Here is a 20,039-nt window from a genome sequence, read left to right as displayed (position 1 = left end):
GCCATGGCTCGCTCGGTCTGGAAGGGTCCTTTCGTGGACCTCCATCTGCTCAAGAAAGCCGAAACGGCCCAGGACGGCGGCAGCAATGCCCCGATCAAGACCTGGTCGCGTCGGTCCACCATCCTGCCGCAGTTCGTGGGGCTGACCTTCAACGTCTACAACGGCCGCAAGTTCGTGCCGGTGTCGGTGAACGAAGACATGGTCGGCATGAAGCTGGGTGAATTTGCGCCGACGCGCTTCTTCCCCGGTCACGCTGCCGACAAGAAGGGCAAACGCTAATGGGCAAGGAAAAGTCCCCCCGCCGCGTTGCGGATAACGAGGCTCTCTCGGTCGGCACGCAGATTCGCGGTTCGGCGCAGAAGCTGAACCTCGTTGCCGCGCTGATCCGCGGCCGCAAGGTCGAAGACGCGATGAACATCCTCACCTTCTCGAAGAAGGCGATGGCTGTCGACGTGCGCAAGGTTCTCGCCAGCGCCGTCGCCAACGCGGAAAACAACCATAACCTCGACGTTGATGCGCTCGTCATCAAGGAAGCGAGCGTTGGCAAGTCGATCTCGATGAAGCGCTGGCACGCACGTGGCCGCGGCAAGTCGACCCGGATCGTCAAGCCGTTCAGCCGCATCCGCATTGTCGTGCGCGAACAGGAAGAAGAGGCGTAAGATGGGCCAGAAGAGCAATCCGATCGGCCTGCGCCTGCAGGTCAACCGCACCTGGGACAGCCGCTGGTTCGCCGAAGGCCAGGACTATGGCCGCATGCTGGTCGAGGATCTGAAGATCCGTCAGTATGTGTTCAAGAACCTGCCGCAGGCCGCGATCTCGAAGGTCGTGATCGAACGTCCGGCGAAGCTGTGCCGCGTCTCGATCTATGCCGCCCGTCCGGGCGTCATCATCGGCAAGAAGGGCGCGGACATCGAAAAGCTGCGCAAGAAGCTCGGTGAACTGACGGGCAGCGACGTGTCGCTGAACATCGTCGAAATCCGCAAGCCCGAAGTCGACGCCAAGCTCGTCGGCCAGGGCATTGCCGATCAGCTCGAACGCCGCGTCGCGTTCCGTCGCGCCATGAAGCGTGCGGTTCAGTCGGCGATGCGTCTGGGCGCCGAAGGCATCCGCATCAACTGCGCCGGCCGTCTCGGCGGCGCGGAAATCGCACGTACCGAATGGTACCGCGAAGGCCGGGTGCCGCTTCACACGCTGCGCGCCAACGTCGACTATGCCGAATCGACCGCTCACACCGCCTATGGCGTGTGCGGGATCAAGGTGTGGATCTTCAAGGGCGAGATTCTCGGCCACGACCCGATGGCGACCGACCGTCTGATGCTCGACGCACAGACGACCGGCGTCCGTCCGGCTCGTGAAGATCGCCGCTAAGGACTGCTGACATGCTGCAACCGAAAAAAACCAAGTTCCGCAAGGCTTTCAAGGGCCGCATCCATGGCAATGCCAAGGGTGGGACCAGCCTGAACTTCGGCTCCTACGGGCTGAAGGCGATGGAACCCGAGCGGATTACCGCGCGTCAGATCGAAGCGGCTCGCCGTGCGATCAGCCGCGCGATCAAGCGTCAGGGCCGTTTGTGGATCCGCATCTTCCCCGACGTCCCCGTGTCGTCGAAGCCTGCCGAAGTCCGTATGGGTAAGGGCAAGGGTTCGCCGGAATTCTGGGCCGCTCGCGTGAAGCCGGGTCGCATCCTGTTCGAACTCGACGGCGTCCCCGGCCCCGTGGCCGCGCTGGCGTTCGAACGCGCCGCGATGAAGCTGCCGATCAAGACGAAGGTGATTGCCCGTCTCGGCGACACCTCGCATCTGGAGGGTTAAGGGCCATGTCCAAGACCGAAGATTTCAAGGCCAAGACCGACGACCAGCTCGCCGAACAGCTTGGCGAACTGAAGCGCGAGGCGTTCAACCTCCGCTTCCAGGCGGCCACCGGCCAGCTTGAAAAAGCATCGCGCGTCAAGGAAGTGCGGCGCTCGATCGCCCGCATCAAGACGCAGCAGACCGAGCGCACGCGCTCGGCCGCGAAGTAAGGAGACTATCGATGCCGAAGCGCATTCTGACCGGTACGGTGGTGTCCGACAAGGGCGACAAGACCGTCGTGGTGAAGGTCGAACGGAAGGTGAAGCACCCTCTGTACGGCAAGATCATCCGCCGCTCGAAAAAGTATCACGCCCACGATGAGGACAACGCCATCAAGGCCGGCGAAACCGTCCGCATCGAGGAAACGAAGCCGATTTCGAAGCTGAAGACGTGGAAGGTGCTCGACAAGGTCGACACCCACAGCAAGCCCAAGACGGCTGCTGACGCCTGAAGCTGAGTTTCACGGAACCGCCGGGGCATCCCGGTAGGCCAAAAAAGAAGGAAATGCATCGATGATCCAGATGCAGTCACAATTGGAAGTCGCTGACAACAGCGGTGCCAAGCGCGTCCAGTGCATCAAGGTGCTGGGCGGGTCGAAGCGTCGTACCGCCGGCGTGGGCGACGTGATCGTCGTGTCGATCAAGGAAGCGCAGCCCCGCGGCAAGGTGAAGAAGGGTGACGTGCATCGCGCCGTTATCGTTCGCACCGCCAAGGACGTGCGCCGCGCCGATGGCTCGGTCATCCGTTTCGACAGCAACGCCGCGGTGCTCGTCAACAAGAATGAGGAGCCGATCGGCACCCGTATCTTCGGCCCCGTCGTCCGCGAACTGCGCGGCCGCGGCTATATGAAGATCATCAGCCTGGCACCGGAGGTTCTCTGACCATGAGCATGGCAAAGATCAAGAAGGGCGACACGGTTGTCATCCTGTCCGGCAAGGACAAGGGCAAGACCGGCGAAGTGACGCAGAGCCTGCCGAAAGACGGCAAGGTCGTCGTCGCTGGCGTCAATGTCATCACGCGCCACCGCAAGCCGAGCCAGACCAACCCGCAGGGTGGCCTGGAGCGCAAGGAAGCGCCGCTGTACGCGAGCAAGGTCGCGATTGCCGATCCCAAGACCGGCAAGCCGACCCGCGTTCGTTTTGAAACCAAGGACGGCAAGAAGGTCCGCGTGGCCGTGAAGTCCGGGGAGACGCTCAATGGCTGACAACTACACCCCGCGCATGCGCACTCGCTATGACGATGTGATCGTCAAGGCGATGACCGAGAAGTTCGGTTACAAGAATGCGATGGAAGTGCCGAAGATCGAAAAGATCACGCTCAACATGGGCGTCGGCGAAGCCACGCAGGACAAGAAGAAGGTCGAATCGGCGGCTGCCGAGATGGAACTCATCGCCGGCCAGAAGCCTGTCGTGACCAAGGCGAAGAAGTCGATCGCACAGTTCAAGCTGCGCGAAGGCATGCCGATCGGCTGCAAGGTGACCCTGCGCCGCGAACGCATGTACGAATTCCTCGATCGCCTGATCACGATCGCAATGCCGCGCATCCGCGACTTCCGCGGCGTGTCGGCGACGAGCTTCGACGGCCGTGGCAACTATGCCATGGGCCTGAAAGAGCAGATCATCTTCCCCGAGATCAACTATGACCGCATCGACCAGGTGCGCGGCATGGACGTGATCGTCACCACCACCGCCCGTACGGACGATGAAGCCCGCGAACTGCTCAAGCTGTTCGGCTTCCCCTTCCCGATCGAAGCGCAGGAAAAGGAAGCCGCCTGATCCCCGCGGGATCTGGCAGGCTCTTTCAAGAAGGAAAGAGAACTTAAGTCATGGCGAAACTGAGTTCGGTAAACAAGAACGAGCGTCGCAAGCAGCTGGTGAAGAAATACGCCGGCCGTTACGCGAAGCTGAAGGCGATTGCAGCGGACAACTCGCTCGACGATGGCGAGCGTCTGATCGCGCGCCTCAAGATGGCGGAAATCCCGCGCAATGGTAACCCGACCCGCATCCGTAACCGGTGCGAGCTGACGGGGCGCCCGCGCGCTTATTATCGCAAATTCCGGCTGTGCCGTATCCAGCTCCGCGATCTGGCCAACAAGGGCCTGATCCCCGGTGTTGTGAAGTCGAGCTGGTAAGGGACTGACAAGATGGCAATGACCGATCCCCTGGGTGATATGCTCACCCGCATCCGCAACGGCCAGACGGCGAAGAAGGACAGCGTCCTGACGCCGGCTTCGACCCTGCGTGTCCGCGTTCTCGATGTTCTCCAGCGCGAAGGCTATATCCGCGGCTACAGCGAAGAAGCGCTGGGTGCCAAGGGTCAGCACAAGGGCATCCGCATCGAACTGAAATATTTCGAAGGGCAGCCGGCGATCCGCCATGTGGCGCGCGTTTCGAAGCCGGGCCGCCGCGTCTATTCGGGTTCGAAAGAACTTCCGATCATTCGCAACGGCCTTGGTATCACCATCGTGTCGACCCCGCGCGGCGTTCTCTCGGACGCCGAAGCACGCGAACATAATGTCGGCGGCGAAGTGCTGGCGGAGGTGTTCTGATGTCGCGCATTGGTAAAAAGGCAGTGGCAATCCCCGGCGGCGTTACCGCCGCGATCGACGGCGGCCAGCTTTCGGTCAAGGGCCCGAAGGGCACGCTCGCGATGCCGCTTTCCGACCTCATCAACTATGAAGTCGCCGAAGGCAGCATCTCGGTCCAGCCCGCGAACGGTACCCGCGAAGCTCGCGCGTTCTGGGGCATGCAGCGCACGCTGGTGCAGAACCTGATCACGGGTGTGACCGAAGGCTTCACCAAGGTCCTCGAAATCACCGGTGTCGGCTATCGCGCCAACTCGCAGGGCAAGAATCTGAAGCTGCAGCTCGGCTACAGCCACGATGTCGATTTCGCGGTGCCCGAAGGTATCGAGATCAAGACGCCGGACAACACGACGATCGAGATCAGCGGCATCGACAAGCAGCAGGTCGGCCAGGTCGCGGCGGAAATCCGCCGTTGGCGTAAGCCCGAACCCTATAAGGGCAAGGGCATCAAATATCGCGGCGAGTACATCTTCCGCAAAGAAGGCAAGAAGAAGTAAGCCATGGCACATCTTACCCCTTTCCAAAAACGCCGTCAGCGCGTCCGTACCGCCCTCCGTCAGCGCGCGGGTGGCCGCGCTCGCCTGTCGGTGCACCGTTCGGGCCGCCACATCTACGCTCAGCTCATCGATGACGCTGCCGGGCAGACGCTCGCTGCGGCCTCGACGCTGGACAAGGATGTCCGCGGCAAGACCGGCGCGACCACTGCGGCGGCTGCCGACGTTGGCAAGCGCCTCGCCGCTGCTGCGAAAAAGGCGGGCGTGACGCAGGTCGTGTTCGACCGCGGCGGTTTCCTGTTCCACGGGCGCATCAAGGCGCTGGCCGACGCGGCTCGCGAAGGCGGATTGGAGTTCTAATCATGGCAGACGAAGTACAGAACGTCGAAGGCGCTCCCGAAGCAGCCCCCACCGATGGCCAGGCTCCGCGCCGCGGCCGTGGCGGCGGCCGCGACGGTGGTCGTGGCGGTCGTGACGGTGGCCGTGGCCGCCGCGACGATCGTCGCCCGCGCGACGAAGACGGTGGCGAAGAGCTGATTGAAAAGCTCGTTCACATCAACCGCGTCTCGAAGACCGTGAAGGGCGGCAAGCGCTTCGGTTTCGCCGCGCTCGTCGTCGTCGGCGACGGCAAGGGCCGCGCCGGTTTCGGTCATGGCAAGGCGCGCGAAGTGCCCGAAGCCATTTCGAAGGCAACCGCTGCCGCGAAGAAGGCGATGATTCGCGTTCCGCTGCGCGATGGCCGCACGCTGCACCATGATGGCCGCGGTCATTTCGGTGCCGGCAATGTGACGCTGCGTTCGGCACCCGCCGGTACCGGCATCATCGCCGGTGGCCCGATGCGCGCCGTGTTCGAGTCGCTGGGCGTCGCCGATGTGGTGACCAAGTCGGTCGGCACCTCGAACCCCTACAACATGATCCGTGCGACCTTCGAAGCGCTCGGCGAGCAGACCAGCCCGAAGTCGGTCGCGCAGCGCCGCGGCAAGAAGGTTTCGGACCTGATCAAGCGTGGCGGTGCATCCGACCGCGCAGCCGAGGCGGAAGCCGCGGCGGTGACGGAGTAAGACGATGGCTGACAAGAAGATCAAGATCCGCCAGATCGGTTCGCCGATCCGTCGTCCCAAGAGCCAGCGTGCGATCCTGACCGGCCTCGGCCTGGGCAAGATGCACCGCGAGGTCGAACTGGTCGACACCCCGGAAGTGCGCGGCATGATCCGCAAGCTGCCGCACATGGTCGAAGTCGTCGAGGGCTGAACCCCTCGCGACCCGACCCCTATCTATCAGCGCGATAAAAGCGAAAGCGAGTGCAATGACGATCAAGCTTAATGAACTTCGTGACAATGATGGCGCCCGCAAGGGCCGTATGCGCGTGGGACGCGGCATCGGCTCGGGCAAGGGCAAGACCGCCGGCCGCGGCCAGAAGGGCCAGAAGGCCCGCAGCGGCGTCGCGATCAACGGCTTCGAAGGCGGCCAGATGCCGCTCCACATGCGTATCCCGAAGCGCGGCTTCAACAATATCTTTGGCAAGGATTTCGCGATCGTGAATCTGGGCATGATCCAGAAGCTGGTCGACGAGAAGAAGCTCGACGCCAAGGCTGTCATCGATCACGCCGCGCTCAAGGCCGCTGGCGTTGCCCGCGGCGGCAAGGACGGCGTCCGCCTCCTCGCCAAGGGTGAAATCACCGCGAAGCTGAACTTCGCCGTTGCCGGCGCGTCGAAGGGCGCGATCGAAGCGGTCGAAAAGGCTGGCGGCAAGGTCGAACTGCCCGAGCCGAAGGCCGAAGGCGAAGGCAAGAAAGCCAAGCGCAAGGCCGAAGCGGCCGCCAAGAACTAATTATGGCGCGGGGCGGTTCGAAATACGAACCGCCCCGCTCTGCATGAAGACTGTTGTTTCCCGTTCGTGTCGAGCGAAGTCGAGACGCCCATCGGAGTAGCACTAGGTCGAGGGGCATCTCGACTTCGCTCGATGCGAACGGATTATGAGCTGACCGCTGTTCGGACGCAGCTGAATTCGGGCCTTTGCCCTTGCGCTTCGTGACTGGCGAACGCACATAGGCGCCGGGTCGCGGGGGCGCGGTCCGCCACTCGAGGAAAGATCACCATGGCCTCTCGCGCCGACCAGCTTGCTTCCAACCTGAACTTTTCGAAGTTCGGTCAGGCGACCGAACTCAAGAACCGTATCTGGTTCACGATCGGCGCGCTGATCGTCTTCCGTTTCCTGTCGTTCGTGCCGCTGCCGGGGGTCGACCCCGTTGCGCTGGCGTCGCTCTACAGCCAGGCGGCGTCGGGCGGCGTGCTCGACATCTTCAACACCTTCTCGGGCGGCAGCCTGGAGCGCATGAGCATCATCGCGCTCGGCGTCATGCCCTATATCACGGCGTCGATCGTCGTGCAGCTGGCGGCGGCTTTGTCGCCCAGCCTCGCCGCGCTCAAGAAAGAGGGCGAAAGCGGGCGCAAGAAGCTCAACCAATATACGCGCTACGGCACGGTTTTCCTGACCGCGATCCAGGGCTATTTCATCGCCGTCGGGCTTGAATCGCTCGGCGCGACGCAGGGCATCGCCGCGGTCGTCGATCCCGGCATGATGTTCCGCATCGGCGCGGTCATCAGCATCGTCGGCGGTACGCTCTTCCTGATGTGGCTCGGCGAACAGATCACCAGCCGCGGTATCGGCAACGGCGTGTCGCTGATCATCATGGCGGGCATTCTCGCGCAGCTGCCGCGCAGCTTTGCTCAGATGTTCACGCAGGTGCGCGAAGGCTCGATGGGCGGCGGCACGATCCTCGCGGTCGTCGGCGGCGCGATCGTCATCATCGCGTTCATCAGCTTCATGGAACGCGCGCAGCGCCGCGTCCTCGTTCAGTACCCGAAGCGCGCGACGCAGCGCGGCGGGATGCAGGCCGACCGCAGCCATCTGCCGCTCAAGGTCAACACCGCCGGCGTGATCCCGCCGATCTTCGCCTCGTCGCTGCTGCTGATGCCGCTGACGGTCACGCAGATGATGGGCCAGAACGTTCAGGGCGACACCGCGACCGGCGATTTCCTGATCACGCTCAACCAGTATCTCGCGCACGGGCAGCCGCTGTATATGGCGCTCTATGCCGCGGGCATCATCTTCTTCTGCTTCTTCTACGTCGCGGTCGTCTTCAATCCTGAAGAAACCGCCGACAATCTGAAGCGCCAGAACGGGTTCATCCCCGGCATCCGCCCGGGCAAGAACACCGCCGCCTATCTCGACCATGTGCTGACGCGCATCACCGTGCTCGGTGCGGCCTATCTGGCGGCGATCTGTCTGATCCCCGAATATTTCATCGCCGGATCGGGTCTGCCGTTCCAGCTCGGCGGTACCAGCCTGCTGATCATCGTGAACGTCACGATCGATACGATCAGCCAGATCCAGAGCCACATGCTCGCGCATCAATATGGCGACCTCATCAAGAAGGCCAAATTGAAGGGGGGCGTTGCGCGGCGCTAAAGCGCCCGCTACGCCAACCGCGACACGGTAGGGCAAACAGGGGTCCCCATGACGCTGAATATCATTTTGCTGGGTCCGCCGGGTGCGGGCAAGGGAACGCAGGCGGTGCGCCTGGAAGACGAGCATGGCATGGTCCAGCTCTCGACCGGCGACATGCTCCGCGCCGCGGTCAAGGCGGGAACGCCGATCGGCGTGCAGGCGAAAGCCGTGATGGATGCGGGCGAACTCGTCTCGGACGAAATCGTCTCGGGCCTGATCGGCGAGCGGCTCGACCAGCTCGGCAGCGACGTTTCGGTGATCTTCGACGGCTATCCGCGCACCGCGGCACAGGCCGAAGCGCTCGACACCATCCTGTCGGCGCGCGGCCGCAAGCTCGACCATGTGATCGAGCTGCAGGTCGAGGAAGACGCGCTCGTCGATCGCATCACCGGCCGCTTCAGCTGCGCCAAGTGCGGCGCGGGCTATCATGATCGCTACAAACTGCCGAAGGTCGAAGACACGTGCGACGTTTGCGGCAGCCATGAATTCAAGCGCCGTCCCGACGATAACGAGGAAACGGTGCGCACGCGCATGGCCGAATATCGCGCCAAGACCGCGCCGATCCTGCCGATCTATGAAGCGCGCGGGATCGTCACCCATGTCGACGGGATGGCGCCGATCGACGAGGTCAACGACGCGATCGAAACCATCCTGGCGACTGCTGGCTAGCCAGTCCCCCCGGCGCCGGTTATTGAGGCGCCAAGGGGGACAGGCTGATGGCAATTTCCAGATATTTCGCAGGTGCGGCGCTGATCGCGGCGCTTGCCTTTGCGCCGGCTGCAAACGCCAAGGTTGTCGACCAGAGCGAGATCGGTTTCGCCGTGGCGCATACGGCGCAGGTCGCCGCGACCCCCGCCGACGTGTGGAAAATGCTCCGCATGCCGCAAAGCTGGTGGTCGAAGGATCATAGCTGGTCGGGCGACGCCGCGAACTTCTGGCTCGATCAGCAGGCGGGCGGCTGTTTCTGCGAGAAATTGCCCGACACCGGGGCGGGCGTCGGCAGCGTGCAGCACGCGCGCATCCTCTTTTCGAAACCGAACCAGATGCTGCGCCTCTCGGGTGCGTTCGGGCCGCTTCAGGGTGAGGCGCTCACCGCCACGCTGACGATCCAGATCAAGGAAACCCCGACGGGCAGCGCGCTGCGCTTCGACTATGTCGTCGGCGGCTATATGCGCTTCAAGATCGCAGACATCGCGCCCGCGGTCGACAAGGTGATCGGCGAGCAGTTGCTCGGCCTCGCCAACGCGCTCGGCGGCGCGCTGCCGCCGACCCGCGACGAAAAGGCCGCGGGCGAGGCGGCGGAAAAGCCGAAGGCCGAAACGCCGCCCGCGAAGGAAGAGCCGGGGCTGGGCGCCGCGGTCGCCGATCTGGTCGAGGAAGAGGCAAAGCCCGCCCCCGACGAAGGCCGCTAGGCGTCGGGCTTTCCGCGCAGCTTCGCGAGCGCGGCAAATGGCCCCGCGGCCTCTTCGCTGAGCACGCCCTTTTCGGCGAGGATGCGGTCGGCGTCGGGATGGCGCGGGAAGGGGTTGAGCGCGAGCGAGAGCGTTTGTACCGCCGCTTCGCCGAGGTCGGCGCGGTCGCCTTCGAGCGGCAACAGATCGAGATCGTCGCTGCCGATCTCGATCTCTTCGTCCTCGCCAACGGGCGCATCGACATCGCGCAGGAACCGCAGGTCGAACGGCTCGACGATCGTCGCCGGAACGGGCAGGTCGGTCGCGGCGCACGCCTGTACCACCTTGGCCTGCACCTCGCCCTTCGCGCCGATGCCGCCGGCGATCGCGCGGACTTCGCCAGTGACGACGAAGCGGTCGAGCGCGACGAGCGCCAGCCGCTTGGCGATCCGCGCGCGCGCCTCCGCATCGACCTCGACCGAAAGCGTGCGGCCATGCGCGGCGTCGGCCAGCGTCACGATCAGAGAGAATTCGGGCGGGGTGCTCAACGTGCCGCTCCGCCCAGATGATCCGCGATAATAAGATCGACGACCGGGGTGGCCGCGAGTGCGGCCCGTAGAACAGCGACTTCCGCCATCACATGCGCGAGCCCCGCTGCGGCGGGTTCGTTGCCGCGCCACAGGTTACGGACCAGCGCGCCGCGCAATTCGTCCGATCCATCGGCGGCGCGATAGGCGCCGAGCCGCCCGCCGAGCGCGCTCATCATCCGCCCGACCTGCTTGCCGACGACCATGTCGCCAAAGCCGATCTGGCGCATCTGCCCATCCATGTCGTTCACGAACAATTCGGTGAGCTGGACGCCCGCGAGCCCGTGTGCCGGTTCGTCGTCGATCCGGTGCAGCACGAGCGCCATCACCAGGCTGATCATATCGAAGCGGCCGTCGAGCGTGTCGGGAACGCTGCCTTGCGCGTACCAGTGCGGCGCGCGCGCGGCGGCGACGACGGCGTTCCATAGCGGGCGGCGGGCCTCGCGCGGGTCGGGATCGGATTTGAAGAGTTTGCGAAGTGAGAACATGGCAGCTGCTTAGGCGCATTCGGGCCGCCCGAAAAGAGCCGCCGGTCAGCTTGTGGCAAGCTTTGCCGCGGCACAAGCGGCTTGTGCGCGCTGTCCGCTTGCGGTTAAGAGGCGCGAGAGCCAGCGCCGACCGCCCGGACAAGCGGCGGACAGGCGCAACGGAGATATTTATGCCGAATTCGATCCTTTCGCTTCCTGCCCCGCGCGCGCGCCTCGTCGTGCTCGGCCTCGCCGTCGCGCTCGCCACCAGCGGTTGCGCGCAGCTCAAGGGACGGCAGGGCTATGTCGTCGATCCTTTGCTGACCGAGGCGATCACGCCGGGCGTCGATAACCGCGAATCGGTCGAAAAGACGCTCGGCCGTCCAACCTTCGTCGGCCAGTTCAGCAACAATGAATATTATTATGTGTCGCGCGAAACGCGTCAGCTCGCCTTCGCTAAGCCGCGCCCGGTCGATCAGCAGGTGCTGCGCGTCCGTTTCGACGCCGCGGGCAATGTCGCCGCGGTTGATCGCACCGGTCTCGAACTGGTGAGCAAGATCAGCCCCGAAGGCGACAAGACGCCGACGCTCGGTCGTCATCGCAGCTTCTTCGAAGATATCTTCGGTAACATCGGCGCCGTCGGTGCGCCGGGTGCGGGTGCGCCGGGGCAATAAGCCCGCAGATACCGGCAACGGACAGAAAAGCGGCGGTGCCCCGGGCACCGCCGCTTTTTCTTATTGCGCTATCCCGCCGGCCGCGAGCACCGCCAGCGTGACGAGGTCCGACGCGGTCGACGCCATCGTCGCGACCTGCACCGGCTTTTCCATGCCGACGAGCATCGGGCCGATGACGGCGCCGCCGCCGAGTTCGCGGAGCAGCTTCGCCGAGAGATTGGCCGATTGCAGCCCCGGCATGATCAGGACATTCGCGGGTCCCGACAGGCGGCAGAAGGGATAATTCTTCATCACCTTCTCATTGAGCGCGACGTCGGGTGCCATTTCGCCTTCATATTCGAAGGCGGGCCCCCGCTGGTCGAGGATCGATACCGCCTCGCGGATGCTTTCGAGCCAGCTTCCCTCGGGATTGCCGAAGGTCGAGTAGGACAGGAAAGCGACGCGCGGTTCGTGACCCATGCGCCGCGCGACCTGCGCGGTACGCTCGGCGATATCGGCGAGCATCTCGGCGGTCGGCCGCTCGTTCACCGTCGTATCGGACATGAAGATGGTGTGGTGCTGATCGACCAGAATGTGGATGCCGAACGGCGTCTTGCCCTCGGCATGGTCGATCACGCGCCGGATTTCGCGCATCGACTGCGAGTAGGTGCGCGTCGTGCCCGTGATCATCGCATCGCCGAGCCCCATTTTGAGCAAGAGCGAACCGAAGATGTTGCGGTCGCGATTGACCATGCGCTCGACGTCGCGGCGGAGGTATCCGCGGCGCTGCAGCCGTTCGTAAAGCATGTCGACCATCTGCGGGACGTGCGGCGAATTGACGCTGTTATGGACCTCGAAGCTTTCGGCGTCGGCGACACCCATCGCGCGGAGCTTGTCGTGCAGCCCCTCGCGCCCGACGAGCACGGGGATTCCGTACCCGCCATCGCGGAACTGGATCGCGGCGCGAAGCACGACTTCCTCTTCGCCCTCGGCAAAGACGACGCGCTTCGGATTGTTGCGCGCGGCTTCATAGGCGAGCGTCAGCACCGAGGTGGTCGGATTGAGCCGCGCGCGGAGCTGGGTGCGATATTCGTCGAGATTCGCGATCGGCCGCTGCGCGACGCCGCTCTTCATCGCCGCTTCGGCGACCGCCGCCGGCACGATTTCCATCAGCCGCGGATCGAAGGGCGAGGGGATGATATATTCGGGGCCGAAGCTCGATGCGCGCCCGCCATAGGCCGCGGCGACCTCCTCGGGCACCTGCTGGCGCGCAAGGTCGGCAATCGCATACGCAGCCGCGATCTTCATCTCCTCGTTGATCGCGGTCGCATGGACGTCGAGCGCGCCGCGGAAGATGAAGGGGAAGCAGAGCACATTGTTGACCTGGTTCGGATAGTCCGACCGTCCCGTCGCGATGATCGCGTCAGGTCTTGCTGCACGGGCGTCCGGCGGCGAGATTTCGGGATCGGGGTTCGCCATCGCAAAGATGATCGGCGCGGGCGCCATATCCTTCACCATCTCGGGCTTCAGCGCCCCCGCGGCCGACAGGCCGAGGAACACGTCGGCGCCGACGAGCGCTTCGGTCAGGTTCCGCGCTTCGGTCGGCACCGCATGCGCCGACTTCCACTGGTCCATGCTTTCGGTGCGGCCCTGATAGATCGTGCCCTTGCGGTCGCACATGATGACATTTTCGTGCCGCACGCCCATCGCCTTGATCAGCGCGGTGCACGCGATCGCCGCCGCGCCGGCGCCGTTGACGACGACCTTCACCGTCGCGAGATCGCGTCCTGTCAGGTAACAGGCGTTGATCAGGCCCGCCGCGGTGATGATCGCGGTGCCGTGCTGGTCGTCATGGAACACCGGGATGTTCATGCGTTCTTTCAGCGCCGCCTCGATGATGAAGCAGTTGGGCGCCGCAATATCCTCGAGGTTGATGCCGCCAAAGCTCGGCGCGAGCAGTTCGACCGCCTCGATAAAGCGCTGCGGATCTTCGGTGTCGACCTCGAGGTCGATCGAATCGACGTCGGCGAAGCGCTTGAACAGCACCGCCTTGCCTTCCATCACGGGTTTCGATGCGAGCGCGCCGAGGTTGCCGAGCCCCAGGATCGCGGTACCGTTCGAGATCACCGCGACCAGATTGCCCTTGATCGTATAATCATAGGCCTTGGCCGGATCCTCGGCGATCGCGAGCACCGGAACCGCCACACCGGGCGAATAGGCAAGGCTGAGGTCGCGCTGCGTCGCCATCGGTTTCGACGCGACGATCTCGATTTTCCCGGGCCGGCCATAGGCGTGGTACAGCAGCGCCTCGCGGTCCGAAAATTGCACCTTGCTGCCACTATCCATCGTTTATCCTCTCAAATGAATTCACAAGATGCGCGCCCGAGCCCATTCCCTAGCGTCGCCAAGCGGAAATGGAACCCGCGAATCGCGCGCGCGTCTTGCCACGGCCCCATATCCGTCCCTAAGCATGTCGCATGCCTGTCACCGCCCGCTCCGCTGCCAATATGAACAATCCCGCGCCCGCCGCGACGCCGATGATGGCGCAATATTGGGCGTTGAAGGACAAGGCGGGCGATTGCTTGCTCTTCTATCGCATGGGCGATTTCTTCGAGCTGTTCTTCGACGACGCGAAGGCGGCGGCGTCGACGCTCGACATCGCGCTCACCTCGCGCGGCGAACATGATGGGCAGCCGGTGGCGATGTGTGGCGTTCCCGTCCACGCCGCCGAATCCTATCTCGCGCGGCTGATCCGCGCCGGGCACCGCGTCGCGATCGCCGAACAGATCGAGACGCCCGCCGAGGCGAAGGCGCGCGGCGGATCGAAGGCACTCGTCGCGCGCGACATCGTGCGCTTCGTCACCGCGGGGACGCTGACCGAGGAAAGCCTGCTCGAAGGGCGCAGCGCGAACCGGCTCGCCGCGCTTGCGCAGATCGGCAGCGACGGCGAGGTGGCGATTGCCGCCGCCGATATTTCGACGGGGCGCTTCGAAGTCGTCGCGGTTCCTGCGCAAGCGGTCGACGCCGAACTCGCGCGGCTCGCGCCTTCGGAGCTTCTGATCAGCGAGAGCGCCGAAGACCTGCCGATCTCGTCGGCGCGGCAGATCGTGCGGCGGCCGCCCGCGGACTTTTCGAGCACGAGCGCGCAGAAGCGGCTCGAAAGCTTCTTCGGCGTCCAGACGCTCGACGGCTTCGGCCAGTTCGGGCGCGGCGAAATCGCCGCGATGGGCGCGCTCGTCGCCTATCTCGACCATGTCGGTACCGGCGGGCCGACCTTCCTCCAGCCGCCGCTGCGCCATCTCGCGTCGGGGCGGATGGCGATCGACGCCGCGACGCGCGAGAGCCTCGAACTCGTCCGCACGATGGCGGGTGCGCGCGACGGCAGCCTGCTCGGCACGATCGACCGCACCGTCACCGCGGCGGGCGCACGCCTGCTCGCCGACGATCTCGCGAGCCCGCTCACCGACAAGGATGCGATCCTCGACCGGCTCGACCTTGTAGACGGTCTCGCGCGCGACGCCTTGTGGCGCGGCGAACTGCGCGCGGCGCTCCGCGCTTTGCCCGACGCCGGGCGCGCGCTCGGCCGCCTCGTCGCGGGGCGCGGCGGGCCGCGCGACCTGGCGCAGCTCCGCGATGCGCTCGGCGGCGCACGGCTCTTGCGCGAACGGCTTGCCCGCCGGCCCGACCTGCCGCCGCTGCTCACGCGGCTGCTTCCGGGGCTCGACGGCCATGGCACGCTCGTCGACGAACTCAGCCGCGCGCTGATCGAAACCCCGCCGGTCGACGCCGCGCAGGGCGGTTATGTCGCCGAGGGTTACGACCATGCGCTCGACGCGCTGCGCGAAACCGCGCGCGATGGGCGCAAGGCGATCGCCGCGCTCGAAGCCGACTATCGCGACCGCACCGGCATCGCCTCGCTCAAGATCCGTCACAATGGCGTGCTCGGCTATCATGTCGAGGTGCCCGCAAAGCACGCCGACGCACTGATGGCCCCCGAATCGGGCTTCACCCACCGCCAGACGCTCGCGGGGGTCGTACGCTTCAATTCGTCCGACCTGCACGAAGCCGCGAGCCGCGTGACGCAGGCGGGTGTCCACGCGATCGCCGCCGAAATGGCGCACCTCGAATCGCTGACCGACGCCGCGATCGCGCGGCGCGAGGCGATTGCCGCGAGCTGCGACGTGCTCGCGCGCATCGACGTCGCAGCGGCGCTCGCCGATCATGCGATGAGCCACAATTGGTGCCGCCCCGATCTTTCCGACGATCCGTGCCTCGACGTCAGCGGTGGCCGCCATCCGGTGGTCGAGGCGGCGCTCGCGAAGTCGGGCGAACGGTTCGTTCCCAACGACGTCTCACTGTCGCAGCGCGACCGGCTGTGGCTCGTCACTGGCCCGAATATGGGTGGTAAATCGACCTTCCTCCGCCAGAATGCGCTGATCGTTGTGCTCGCACAGGCGGGCGGGTTCGTCCCTGCTGCTGCCGCAAAGCTCGGGCTCGTCGACCGGCTGTTCAGCCGCGTCGGTGCGAGCGACAACCTCGCGCGCGGGCGCTCGACCTTCATGGTCGAAATGGTCGAGACCGCGGCGATCCTCGCGCAGGCGACCCCGCAAAGCTTCGTCATCCTCGACGAGGTCGGGCGCGGCACCTCGACCTACGACGGGCTCGCGCTCGCCTGGTCGGTGGTCGAGGCGGTGCATGAGGTCAACAAGTGCCGCTGCCTGTTCGCGACGCATTATCACGAGCTGACGCGGCTCGCCGAAACGCTGAACGCGCTGTCGCTCCACCATGTTCGCGCGCGCGAATGGCAAGGCGATCTGGTGCTGCTCCACGAACTCGCCGAGGGTCCCGCCGACCGCAGCTACGGCCTCGCGGTCGCACGCCTCGCGGGCGTGCCCGCGGGGGTGGTGAAGCGCGCCGAAGCGGTGCTCGCCAAGCTCGAGGCGGGGCGCGAGAAGACCGGCGGGCTCGCCGCGGGGCTCGACGACCTGCCGCTGTTCGCCGCGACGCTCGCCGAGGCGCCCGCGGCGGTGAAGGATGCGTTGCGCGAGGCGCTGGCAGGTATCGATCCCGATGCGCTCGCCCCGCGCGAGGCGCTCGACGCGCTCTATGCGCTCAAGCGGCTGATGGCGGACGAGCGATGAGCGACCTGTTCGACAATCTCGACCAGCGCCGCGCGATCATCGATCGCCGCGCGCTGGCGGGACGGCTCGACGAGATCGCCGGTGAAACGAGCGACACCGGAAAACGCCGCCGCGCGCTGGTCGACCTGCTCAAGGGCGCGCTCGAGGATGGCCGCGCCGAGATCGAGCGCCGGCTGCTCGAACGCCCCTCGTCGGGGCGCGTCGTCGCCAATGCGACGGCGTTCCTGATCGACCAGATCATCCGCCTCAGCCATGATTTCACCACCGGCCATCTCTATCCGTCGGCCAACCGCTCGGCGGGCGAGCGCATCACTTTGATCGCGGTCGGCGGCTACGGGCGCGGCGAAATGGCGCCGCACAGCGATATCGACATCGGCTTCTTGACGCCGTTCAAGCAGACGAGCTGGACCGAACAGGTGATCGAGGCGCAGCTCTATACCTTGTGGGATCTCGGGCTGAAGGTCGGCCATTCGAGCCGCTCGCTCGACGAGATGGTGCGCGCGGCGAAGGAGGATCTCACCATCCGCACCGCGCTGCTCGAAGGGCGCTTCATCTGGGGCGACCGCGCGCTTTACGATCAGGCGTCGGCGCGCTTCGATGCCGAAGTTGTCGCGGGCAATGCGCGCGCATTCGTCGCCGAAAAGCTCGCCGAGCGCGACGAGCGGCACAAGCGGATGGGCGATTCGCGCTATGTCGTCGAACCCAATGTGAAGGAGGGGAAGGGCGGTCTGCGCGACCTCCATACGCTCTTCTGGATCGGCAAGTTCATCCACCGCGTGCGCACCGTGCCCGAGCTGGTCGATGCGGGGCTGATGTCGGGGCGCGAGCTTCGCCAGTTCGCGCGCGCCGAAAATTTCCTGCTCGCGGTGCGCTGTCACCTCCATATTCTCGCCGGCCGCGCCGAGGACCGGCTGACCTTCGATTTCCAGCCCGAAATCGCGCGCCGGATGCATTTTGCCGACCGGCCGGGCAAGAGCGCGGTCGAGCGCTTCATGCAGCTCTATTTCCTCCACGCCAAAAGCGTCGGCGACGTCACCGGCACCTTCCTCGCGCATCTCGACGACCAGATGGCGGCGCGCGGGCGGCGTTTCCTGCCGACGATCCGGCGCCGCCCGGGCAAGCTTCACGGCTTCGTGCTCGACCGCGGCCGGCTCGCGTTGCCGAGCGACGACTTTTTCCAGCAGGAGCCGGTGCGGCTGGTCGAGATTTTTGCGCTCGCCGACAAGCATGGCCTCGAAATCCATCCGCAGGCGATGCGGCAAGCGCGCCACGATGCGAAGCTGATCGACGCGCGCGGGGTGCGCCGCATCGCACGCGCCAACGAGCTGTTCCTCGACGTGCTGACGAGCCCGCGCGACCCTGAAACGGTGCTGCGCTGGATGAACGAGGCGGGGGTGTTCGGCCGCTTCGTTCCCGATTTCGGCCGCGTTGTCGCGCAGATGCAGTTCGACATGTACCATCATTATACGGTCGACGAGCATACGATCCGCGCGATCGGGCTGCTCGCTGACATCGAGCAGAACCGGCTCAAGGACGATCATCCGCTGTCGACCGCGATCATGGACCAAATCCATTCGCGGCGCGTGATCTATGTCGCGGTGCTGCTCCACGACATCGCCAAGGGGCGCGGCGGCGACCATAGCGTGCTCGGCGCCGAACTGGCGCTGCGCGTCTGCCCGCGGCTCGGGTTGAACGAGGCGGAGACCGAGACCGTCTCGTGGCTCGTGCGCTATCACCTCCTGATGTCGGCGACCGCGTTCAAGCGCGACCTTGCCGATTTCAAGACGATCCTCGATTTCGCGCAGGTGGTGCAAAGCCCCGAGCGCCTCCGCCTGCTGCTCGTGCTCACCGTCGTCGACATCCGCGCGGTCGGTCCCGGGGTGTGGAACGGCTGGAAACGCCAGCTGCTCACCGAGCTTTATGACGCGGCCGAGGAAGTGCTGCGCCTCGGCCACAAGCAGCGCGGCCGTGAAGCGCGGATCGAAAGCAAGAAGGAAGCGGTCGCGGCGCAGTTCGGCTTCGACCAAAAAACCTTCGACAAGGTCGCGAAACGCCTTCCCGAAAGCTATTGGATCGCCGAACCCGTCGAGGTCATCGCCGCCAATCTGGTCCATATCCGGCAGGCGGGCGATGCGCCGCTGCATATCGCCGCGGTCCCCGACGACGATCGCGGCGCGACCTTGGTGATGGTGCTCGCCGCCGACCATCCAGGGCTATTCTATCGCATGGCGGGGGGCATCCACCTTGCCGGCGGCAACATCATCGATGCGCGCATTCACACGACGCGCGACGGGCTCGCGCTCGACAATTTTCTCGTCCAGGATCCGCTCGGACGGCCGTTCGCCGAAGCGGGGCAGATCGGCCGGCTGACCCGCGCGATCGAGGATGCGCTCGCCAACCGCCACAAATTGCTGCCCAAACTCGAAGCGCGGGCATTGCCGCGCACGCGCGCCGAGGCATTCCGCGTCGCGCCGAACGTCTTTGTCGACAATAAGGCTTCCAATCGGTTTACGGTGATCGAGGTCAATGCGCAGGACCGCCCCGCGCTGCTCAATCAGCTCGCCTATGCGCTGTTCCAGTCGAAGGTGACGGTGCACAGCGCGCATGTCGCGACCTACGGTGAGCGCGCGGTCGACACCTTCTATGTGACCGACCTGATCGGCGACAAGATCGACAGCCCGGCGCGCGTGAAGAGCCTCGAGAAACGCCTGCTCGAAGCGGCGACGAGCCATAGCGAGGATGCCGTCGCGGCCTAGAAGTCGAACCCTTGCTGCACCGGGGGAAGGGGCACGCCTTCGAGTTCGAGCATCCGCGCCTTGGATTGCGAGCCGCCCGGCGCGGAGAACCCGCCGATTCCGCCACCCGCAGCCATGACGCGGTGACAGGGGATGATCAGCGGCACGGGATTCGTCGCCATCGCCTGCCCGACGGCGCGGGCATGTTCTGGCCCCACGTCCAGCGCCCGTGCGACGGCACCATAGGTGGTTGTTTCGCCCCAGCCGAGCTTGCGTACCAAAGCATAGACTTGTGCGAAGAAGGGCGGCTGTTCGCCCAGATCGATCGGTATGTCGAAAAACTCGATCCGTTCGCCTTCAAAATAACGGATCGCCGCGTCGATGACAGCCCCAATTTCGGCCGGGGGCTCGCTACGCACCGCGTCGGGCAGGCGGCGTAAAATGGCGCGCTCGGCTTCGGCCGCGGTCGACGCAGGCAGGCGAAAACTCATAATGCCGGTGCGCGTCCAGCCGATGGCCGCAACGCCGGCCGCGGTTTCGAAAAGCTGATAATGGCTATGGCCGGGCATATCCGTCCCTCATCTTGGGTTCGATATAGGGCGTTGTTTCGCCAAAACCATATCGCA

At 65.2% G+C, this 20,039-nt stretch carries 26 protein-coding genes; 22 read left to right on the top strand and 4 right to left on the bottom strand.

Annotated features, from left to right (window positions below; all coding sequences use genetic code 11):
- Positions 1-3 precede the first annotated feature (3 nt).
- The 19 genes from rpsS (at position 4) to ATE70_RS21385 (ending at position 9,851) form a co-directional block, all read left to right on the top strand.
- Entirely contained in the window at positions 4-279 is a 276-nt protein-coding gene (gene rpsS, locus ATE70_RS21475; protein ID WP_037515648.1) for a 30S ribosomal protein S19, read from the top strand.
- Complete coding sequence (rplV, locus tag ATE70_RS21470) at positions 279-659, top strand: 50S ribosomal protein L22 (protein WP_037515650.1); 381 nt, start codon at positions 279-281, stop codon at positions 657-659. The genes rpsS and rplV overlap by 1 nt, the downstream gene beginning before the upstream one ends.
- A gap of 1 nt (position 660) precedes the next feature.
- Complete coding sequence (rpsC, locus tag ATE70_RS21465; RefSeq protein WP_037515652.1) at positions 661-1,368, top strand: 30S ribosomal protein S3; 708 nt, start codon at positions 661-663, stop codon at positions 1,366-1,368.
- Positions 1,369-1,379: 11 nt separating this feature from the next.
- The gene (gene rplP / locus ATE70_RS21460; protein WP_037515653.1) at positions 1,380-1,811 is read left to right on the top strand and encodes a 50S ribosomal protein L16; all 432 of its coding nucleotides are present in this window, start codon (positions 1,380-1,382) and stop codon (positions 1,809-1,811) included.
- Positions 1,812-1,816: 5 nt separating this feature from the next.
- Complete coding sequence (gene rpmC, locus ATE70_RS21455; RefSeq protein ID WP_039578281.1) at positions 1,817-2,020, top strand: 50S ribosomal protein L29; 204 nt, start codon at positions 1,817-1,819, stop codon at positions 2,018-2,020.
- Between the two features lie 11 nt (positions 2,021-2,031).
- Positions 2,032-2,301: a 30S ribosomal protein S17 gene (rpsQ, locus tag ATE70_RS21450; protein WP_039578283.1), complete on the top strand. Its 270-nt coding sequence runs from the start codon at positions 2,032-2,034 to the stop codon at positions 2,299-2,301.
- Positions 2,302-2,362: 61 nt separating this feature from the next.
- Positions 2,363-2,731: a 50S ribosomal protein L14 gene (gene rplN, locus ATE70_RS21445; protein ID WP_011543078.1), complete on the top strand. Its 369-nt coding sequence runs from the start codon at positions 2,363-2,365 to the stop codon at positions 2,729-2,731.
- Between the two features lie 2 nt (positions 2,732-2,733).
- Positions 2,734-3,054: a 50S ribosomal protein L24 gene (gene rplX, locus ATE70_RS21440; RefSeq protein WP_056373119.1), complete on the top strand. Its 321-nt coding sequence runs from the start codon at positions 2,734-2,736 to the stop codon at positions 3,052-3,054.
- Positions 3,047-3,625, top strand: a complete 579-nt coding sequence (gene rplE / locus ATE70_RS21435; RefSeq protein ID WP_058539579.1) for a 50S ribosomal protein L5 — start codon at positions 3,047-3,049, stop codon at positions 3,623-3,625. The genes rplX and rplE overlap by 8 nt, the downstream gene beginning before the upstream one ends.
- Before the next feature lie 50 nt (positions 3,626-3,675).
- The gene (gene rpsN, locus ATE70_RS21430) at positions 3,676-3,981 is read left to right on the top strand and encodes a 30S ribosomal protein S14 (protein WP_058539578.1); all 306 of its coding nucleotides are present in this window, start codon (positions 3,676-3,678) and stop codon (positions 3,979-3,981) included.
- A 12-nt stretch (positions 3,982-3,993) separates the two neighbouring features.
- The gene (gene rpsH, locus ATE70_RS21425; RefSeq protein WP_037515661.1) at positions 3,994-4,398 is read left to right on the top strand and encodes a 30S ribosomal protein S8; all 405 of its coding nucleotides are present in this window, start codon (positions 3,994-3,996) and stop codon (positions 4,396-4,398) included.
- On the top strand, positions 4,398-4,931 hold the full coding sequence (gene rplF, locus ATE70_RS21420) for a 50S ribosomal protein L6 (RefSeq protein ID WP_056373116.1): 534 nt from the start codon (positions 4,398-4,400) through the stop codon (positions 4,929-4,931). The genes rpsH and rplF overlap by 1 nt, the downstream gene beginning before the upstream one ends.
- Positions 4,932-4,934: 3 nt before the next feature.
- The gene (rplR, locus tag ATE70_RS21415) at positions 4,935-5,288 is read left to right on the top strand and encodes a 50S ribosomal protein L18 (RefSeq protein WP_058539577.1); all 354 of its coding nucleotides are present in this window, start codon (positions 4,935-4,937) and stop codon (positions 5,286-5,288) included.
- Positions 5,289-5,290: 2 nt separating this feature from the next.
- Positions 5,291-5,989: a 30S ribosomal protein S5 gene (gene rpsE, locus ATE70_RS21410; protein ID WP_082521561.1), complete on the top strand. Its 699-nt coding sequence runs from the start codon at positions 5,291-5,293 to the stop codon at positions 5,987-5,989.
- Positions 5,990-5,993: 4 nt separating this feature from the next.
- Positions 5,994-6,179 carry a 50S ribosomal protein L30 gene (gene rpmD, locus ATE70_RS21405; RefSeq protein WP_037515666.1) on the top strand — a complete coding sequence of 62 codons (186 nt, stop codon included), beginning with the start codon at positions 5,994-5,996 and terminating at the stop codon, positions 6,177-6,179.
- A gap of 55 nt (positions 6,180-6,234) precedes the next feature.
- Positions 6,235-6,759 carry a 50S ribosomal protein L15 gene (gene rplO, locus ATE70_RS21400; protein ID WP_082521560.1) on the top strand — a complete coding sequence of 175 codons (525 nt, stop codon included), beginning with the start codon at positions 6,235-6,237 and terminating at the stop codon, positions 6,757-6,759.
- A gap of 267 nt (positions 6,760-7,026) precedes the next feature.
- Entirely contained in the window at positions 7,027-8,400 is a 1,374-nt protein-coding gene (gene secY / locus ATE70_RS21395) for a preprotein translocase subunit SecY (RefSeq protein ID WP_058539576.1), read from the top strand.
- A gap of 48 nt (positions 8,401-8,448) precedes the next feature.
- Positions 8,449-9,108 carry an adenylate kinase gene (locus ATE70_RS21390; RefSeq protein ID WP_197411535.1) on the top strand — a complete coding sequence of 220 codons (660 nt, stop codon included), beginning with the start codon at positions 8,449-8,451 and terminating at the stop codon, positions 9,106-9,108.
- Between the two features lie 47 nt (positions 9,109-9,155).
- Positions 9,156-9,851 carry a hypothetical protein gene (locus ATE70_RS21385; protein WP_058539575.1) on the top strand — a complete coding sequence of 232 codons (696 nt, stop codon included), beginning with the start codon at positions 9,156-9,158 and terminating at the stop codon, positions 9,849-9,851.
- On the opposite strand, the gene ATE70_RS21380 is transcribed toward ATE70_RS21385, so the two are convergent.
- Both ATE70_RS21380 and ATE70_RS21375 read right to left on the bottom strand, forming a co-directional pair.
- Positions 9,848-10,378, bottom strand: coding sequence for a YceD family protein (locus ATE70_RS21380; RefSeq protein ID WP_058539574.1), 531 nt, complete (start codon positions 10,376-10,378; stop codon positions 9,848-9,850). The genes ATE70_RS21385 and ATE70_RS21380 overlap by 4 nt on opposite strands.
- On the bottom strand, positions 10,375-10,905 hold the full coding sequence (locus tag ATE70_RS21375; RefSeq protein ID WP_058539573.1) for a ubiquinol-cytochrome C chaperone family protein: 531 nt from the start codon (positions 10,903-10,905) through the stop codon (positions 10,375-10,377). Before ATE70_RS21375 ends, ATE70_RS21380 begins: the two co-directional genes overlap by 4 nt.
- Before the next feature lie 170 nt (positions 10,906-11,075).
- Between ATE70_RS21375 and ATE70_RS21370 the strand changes: the two genes are divergently transcribed.
- A complete protein-coding gene (locus ATE70_RS21370; RefSeq protein ID WP_058539572.1) occupies positions 11,076-11,558 on the top strand; it encodes an outer membrane protein assembly factor BamE in 483 nt (160 codons plus the stop codon).
- Positions 11,559-11,618: 60 nt separating this feature from the next.
- Here the strand turns inward: ATE70_RS21370 and ATE70_RS21365 are convergent, their stop codons facing one another.
- On the bottom strand, positions 11,619-13,883 hold the full coding sequence (locus tag ATE70_RS21365; protein WP_058539571.1) for an NADP-dependent malic enzyme: 2,265 nt from the start codon (positions 13,881-13,883) through the stop codon (positions 11,619-11,621).
- Between the two features lie 131 nt (positions 13,884-14,014).
- Between ATE70_RS21365 and mutS the strand changes: the two genes are divergently transcribed.
- Both mutS and ATE70_RS21355 read left to right on the top strand, forming a co-directional pair.
- Positions 14,015-16,678 carry a DNA mismatch repair protein MutS gene (gene mutS / locus ATE70_RS21360; RefSeq protein ID WP_058539570.1) on the top strand — a complete coding sequence of 888 codons (2,664 nt, stop codon included), beginning with the start codon at positions 14,015-14,017 and terminating at the stop codon, positions 16,676-16,678.
- Positions 16,675-19,434: a [protein-PII] uridylyltransferase gene (locus ATE70_RS21355; RefSeq protein ID WP_058539569.1), complete on the top strand. Its 2,760-nt coding sequence runs from the start codon at positions 16,675-16,677 to the stop codon at positions 19,432-19,434. Before mutS ends, ATE70_RS21355 begins: the two co-directional genes overlap by 4 nt.
- Here the strand turns inward: ATE70_RS21355 and ATE70_RS21350 are convergent.
- Positions 19,431-19,982: a methylated-DNA--[protein]-cysteine S-methyltransferase gene (locus tag ATE70_RS21350; protein ID WP_058539568.1), complete on the bottom strand. Its 552-nt coding sequence runs from the start codon at positions 19,980-19,982 to the stop codon at positions 19,431-19,433. The genes ATE70_RS21355 and ATE70_RS21350 overlap by 4 nt on opposite strands.
- Between the last annotated feature and the right edge of the window lie 57 nt (positions 19,983-20,039).

Origin of the sequence: Sphingopyxis sp. H053 (assembly GCF_001468225.1) — a bacterium.
Lineage (GTDB): Bacteria > Pseudomonadota > Alphaproteobacteria > Sphingomonadales > Sphingomonadaceae > Sphingopyxis.
This window is presented reverse-complemented; position numbering and strand designations above follow the sequence as displayed.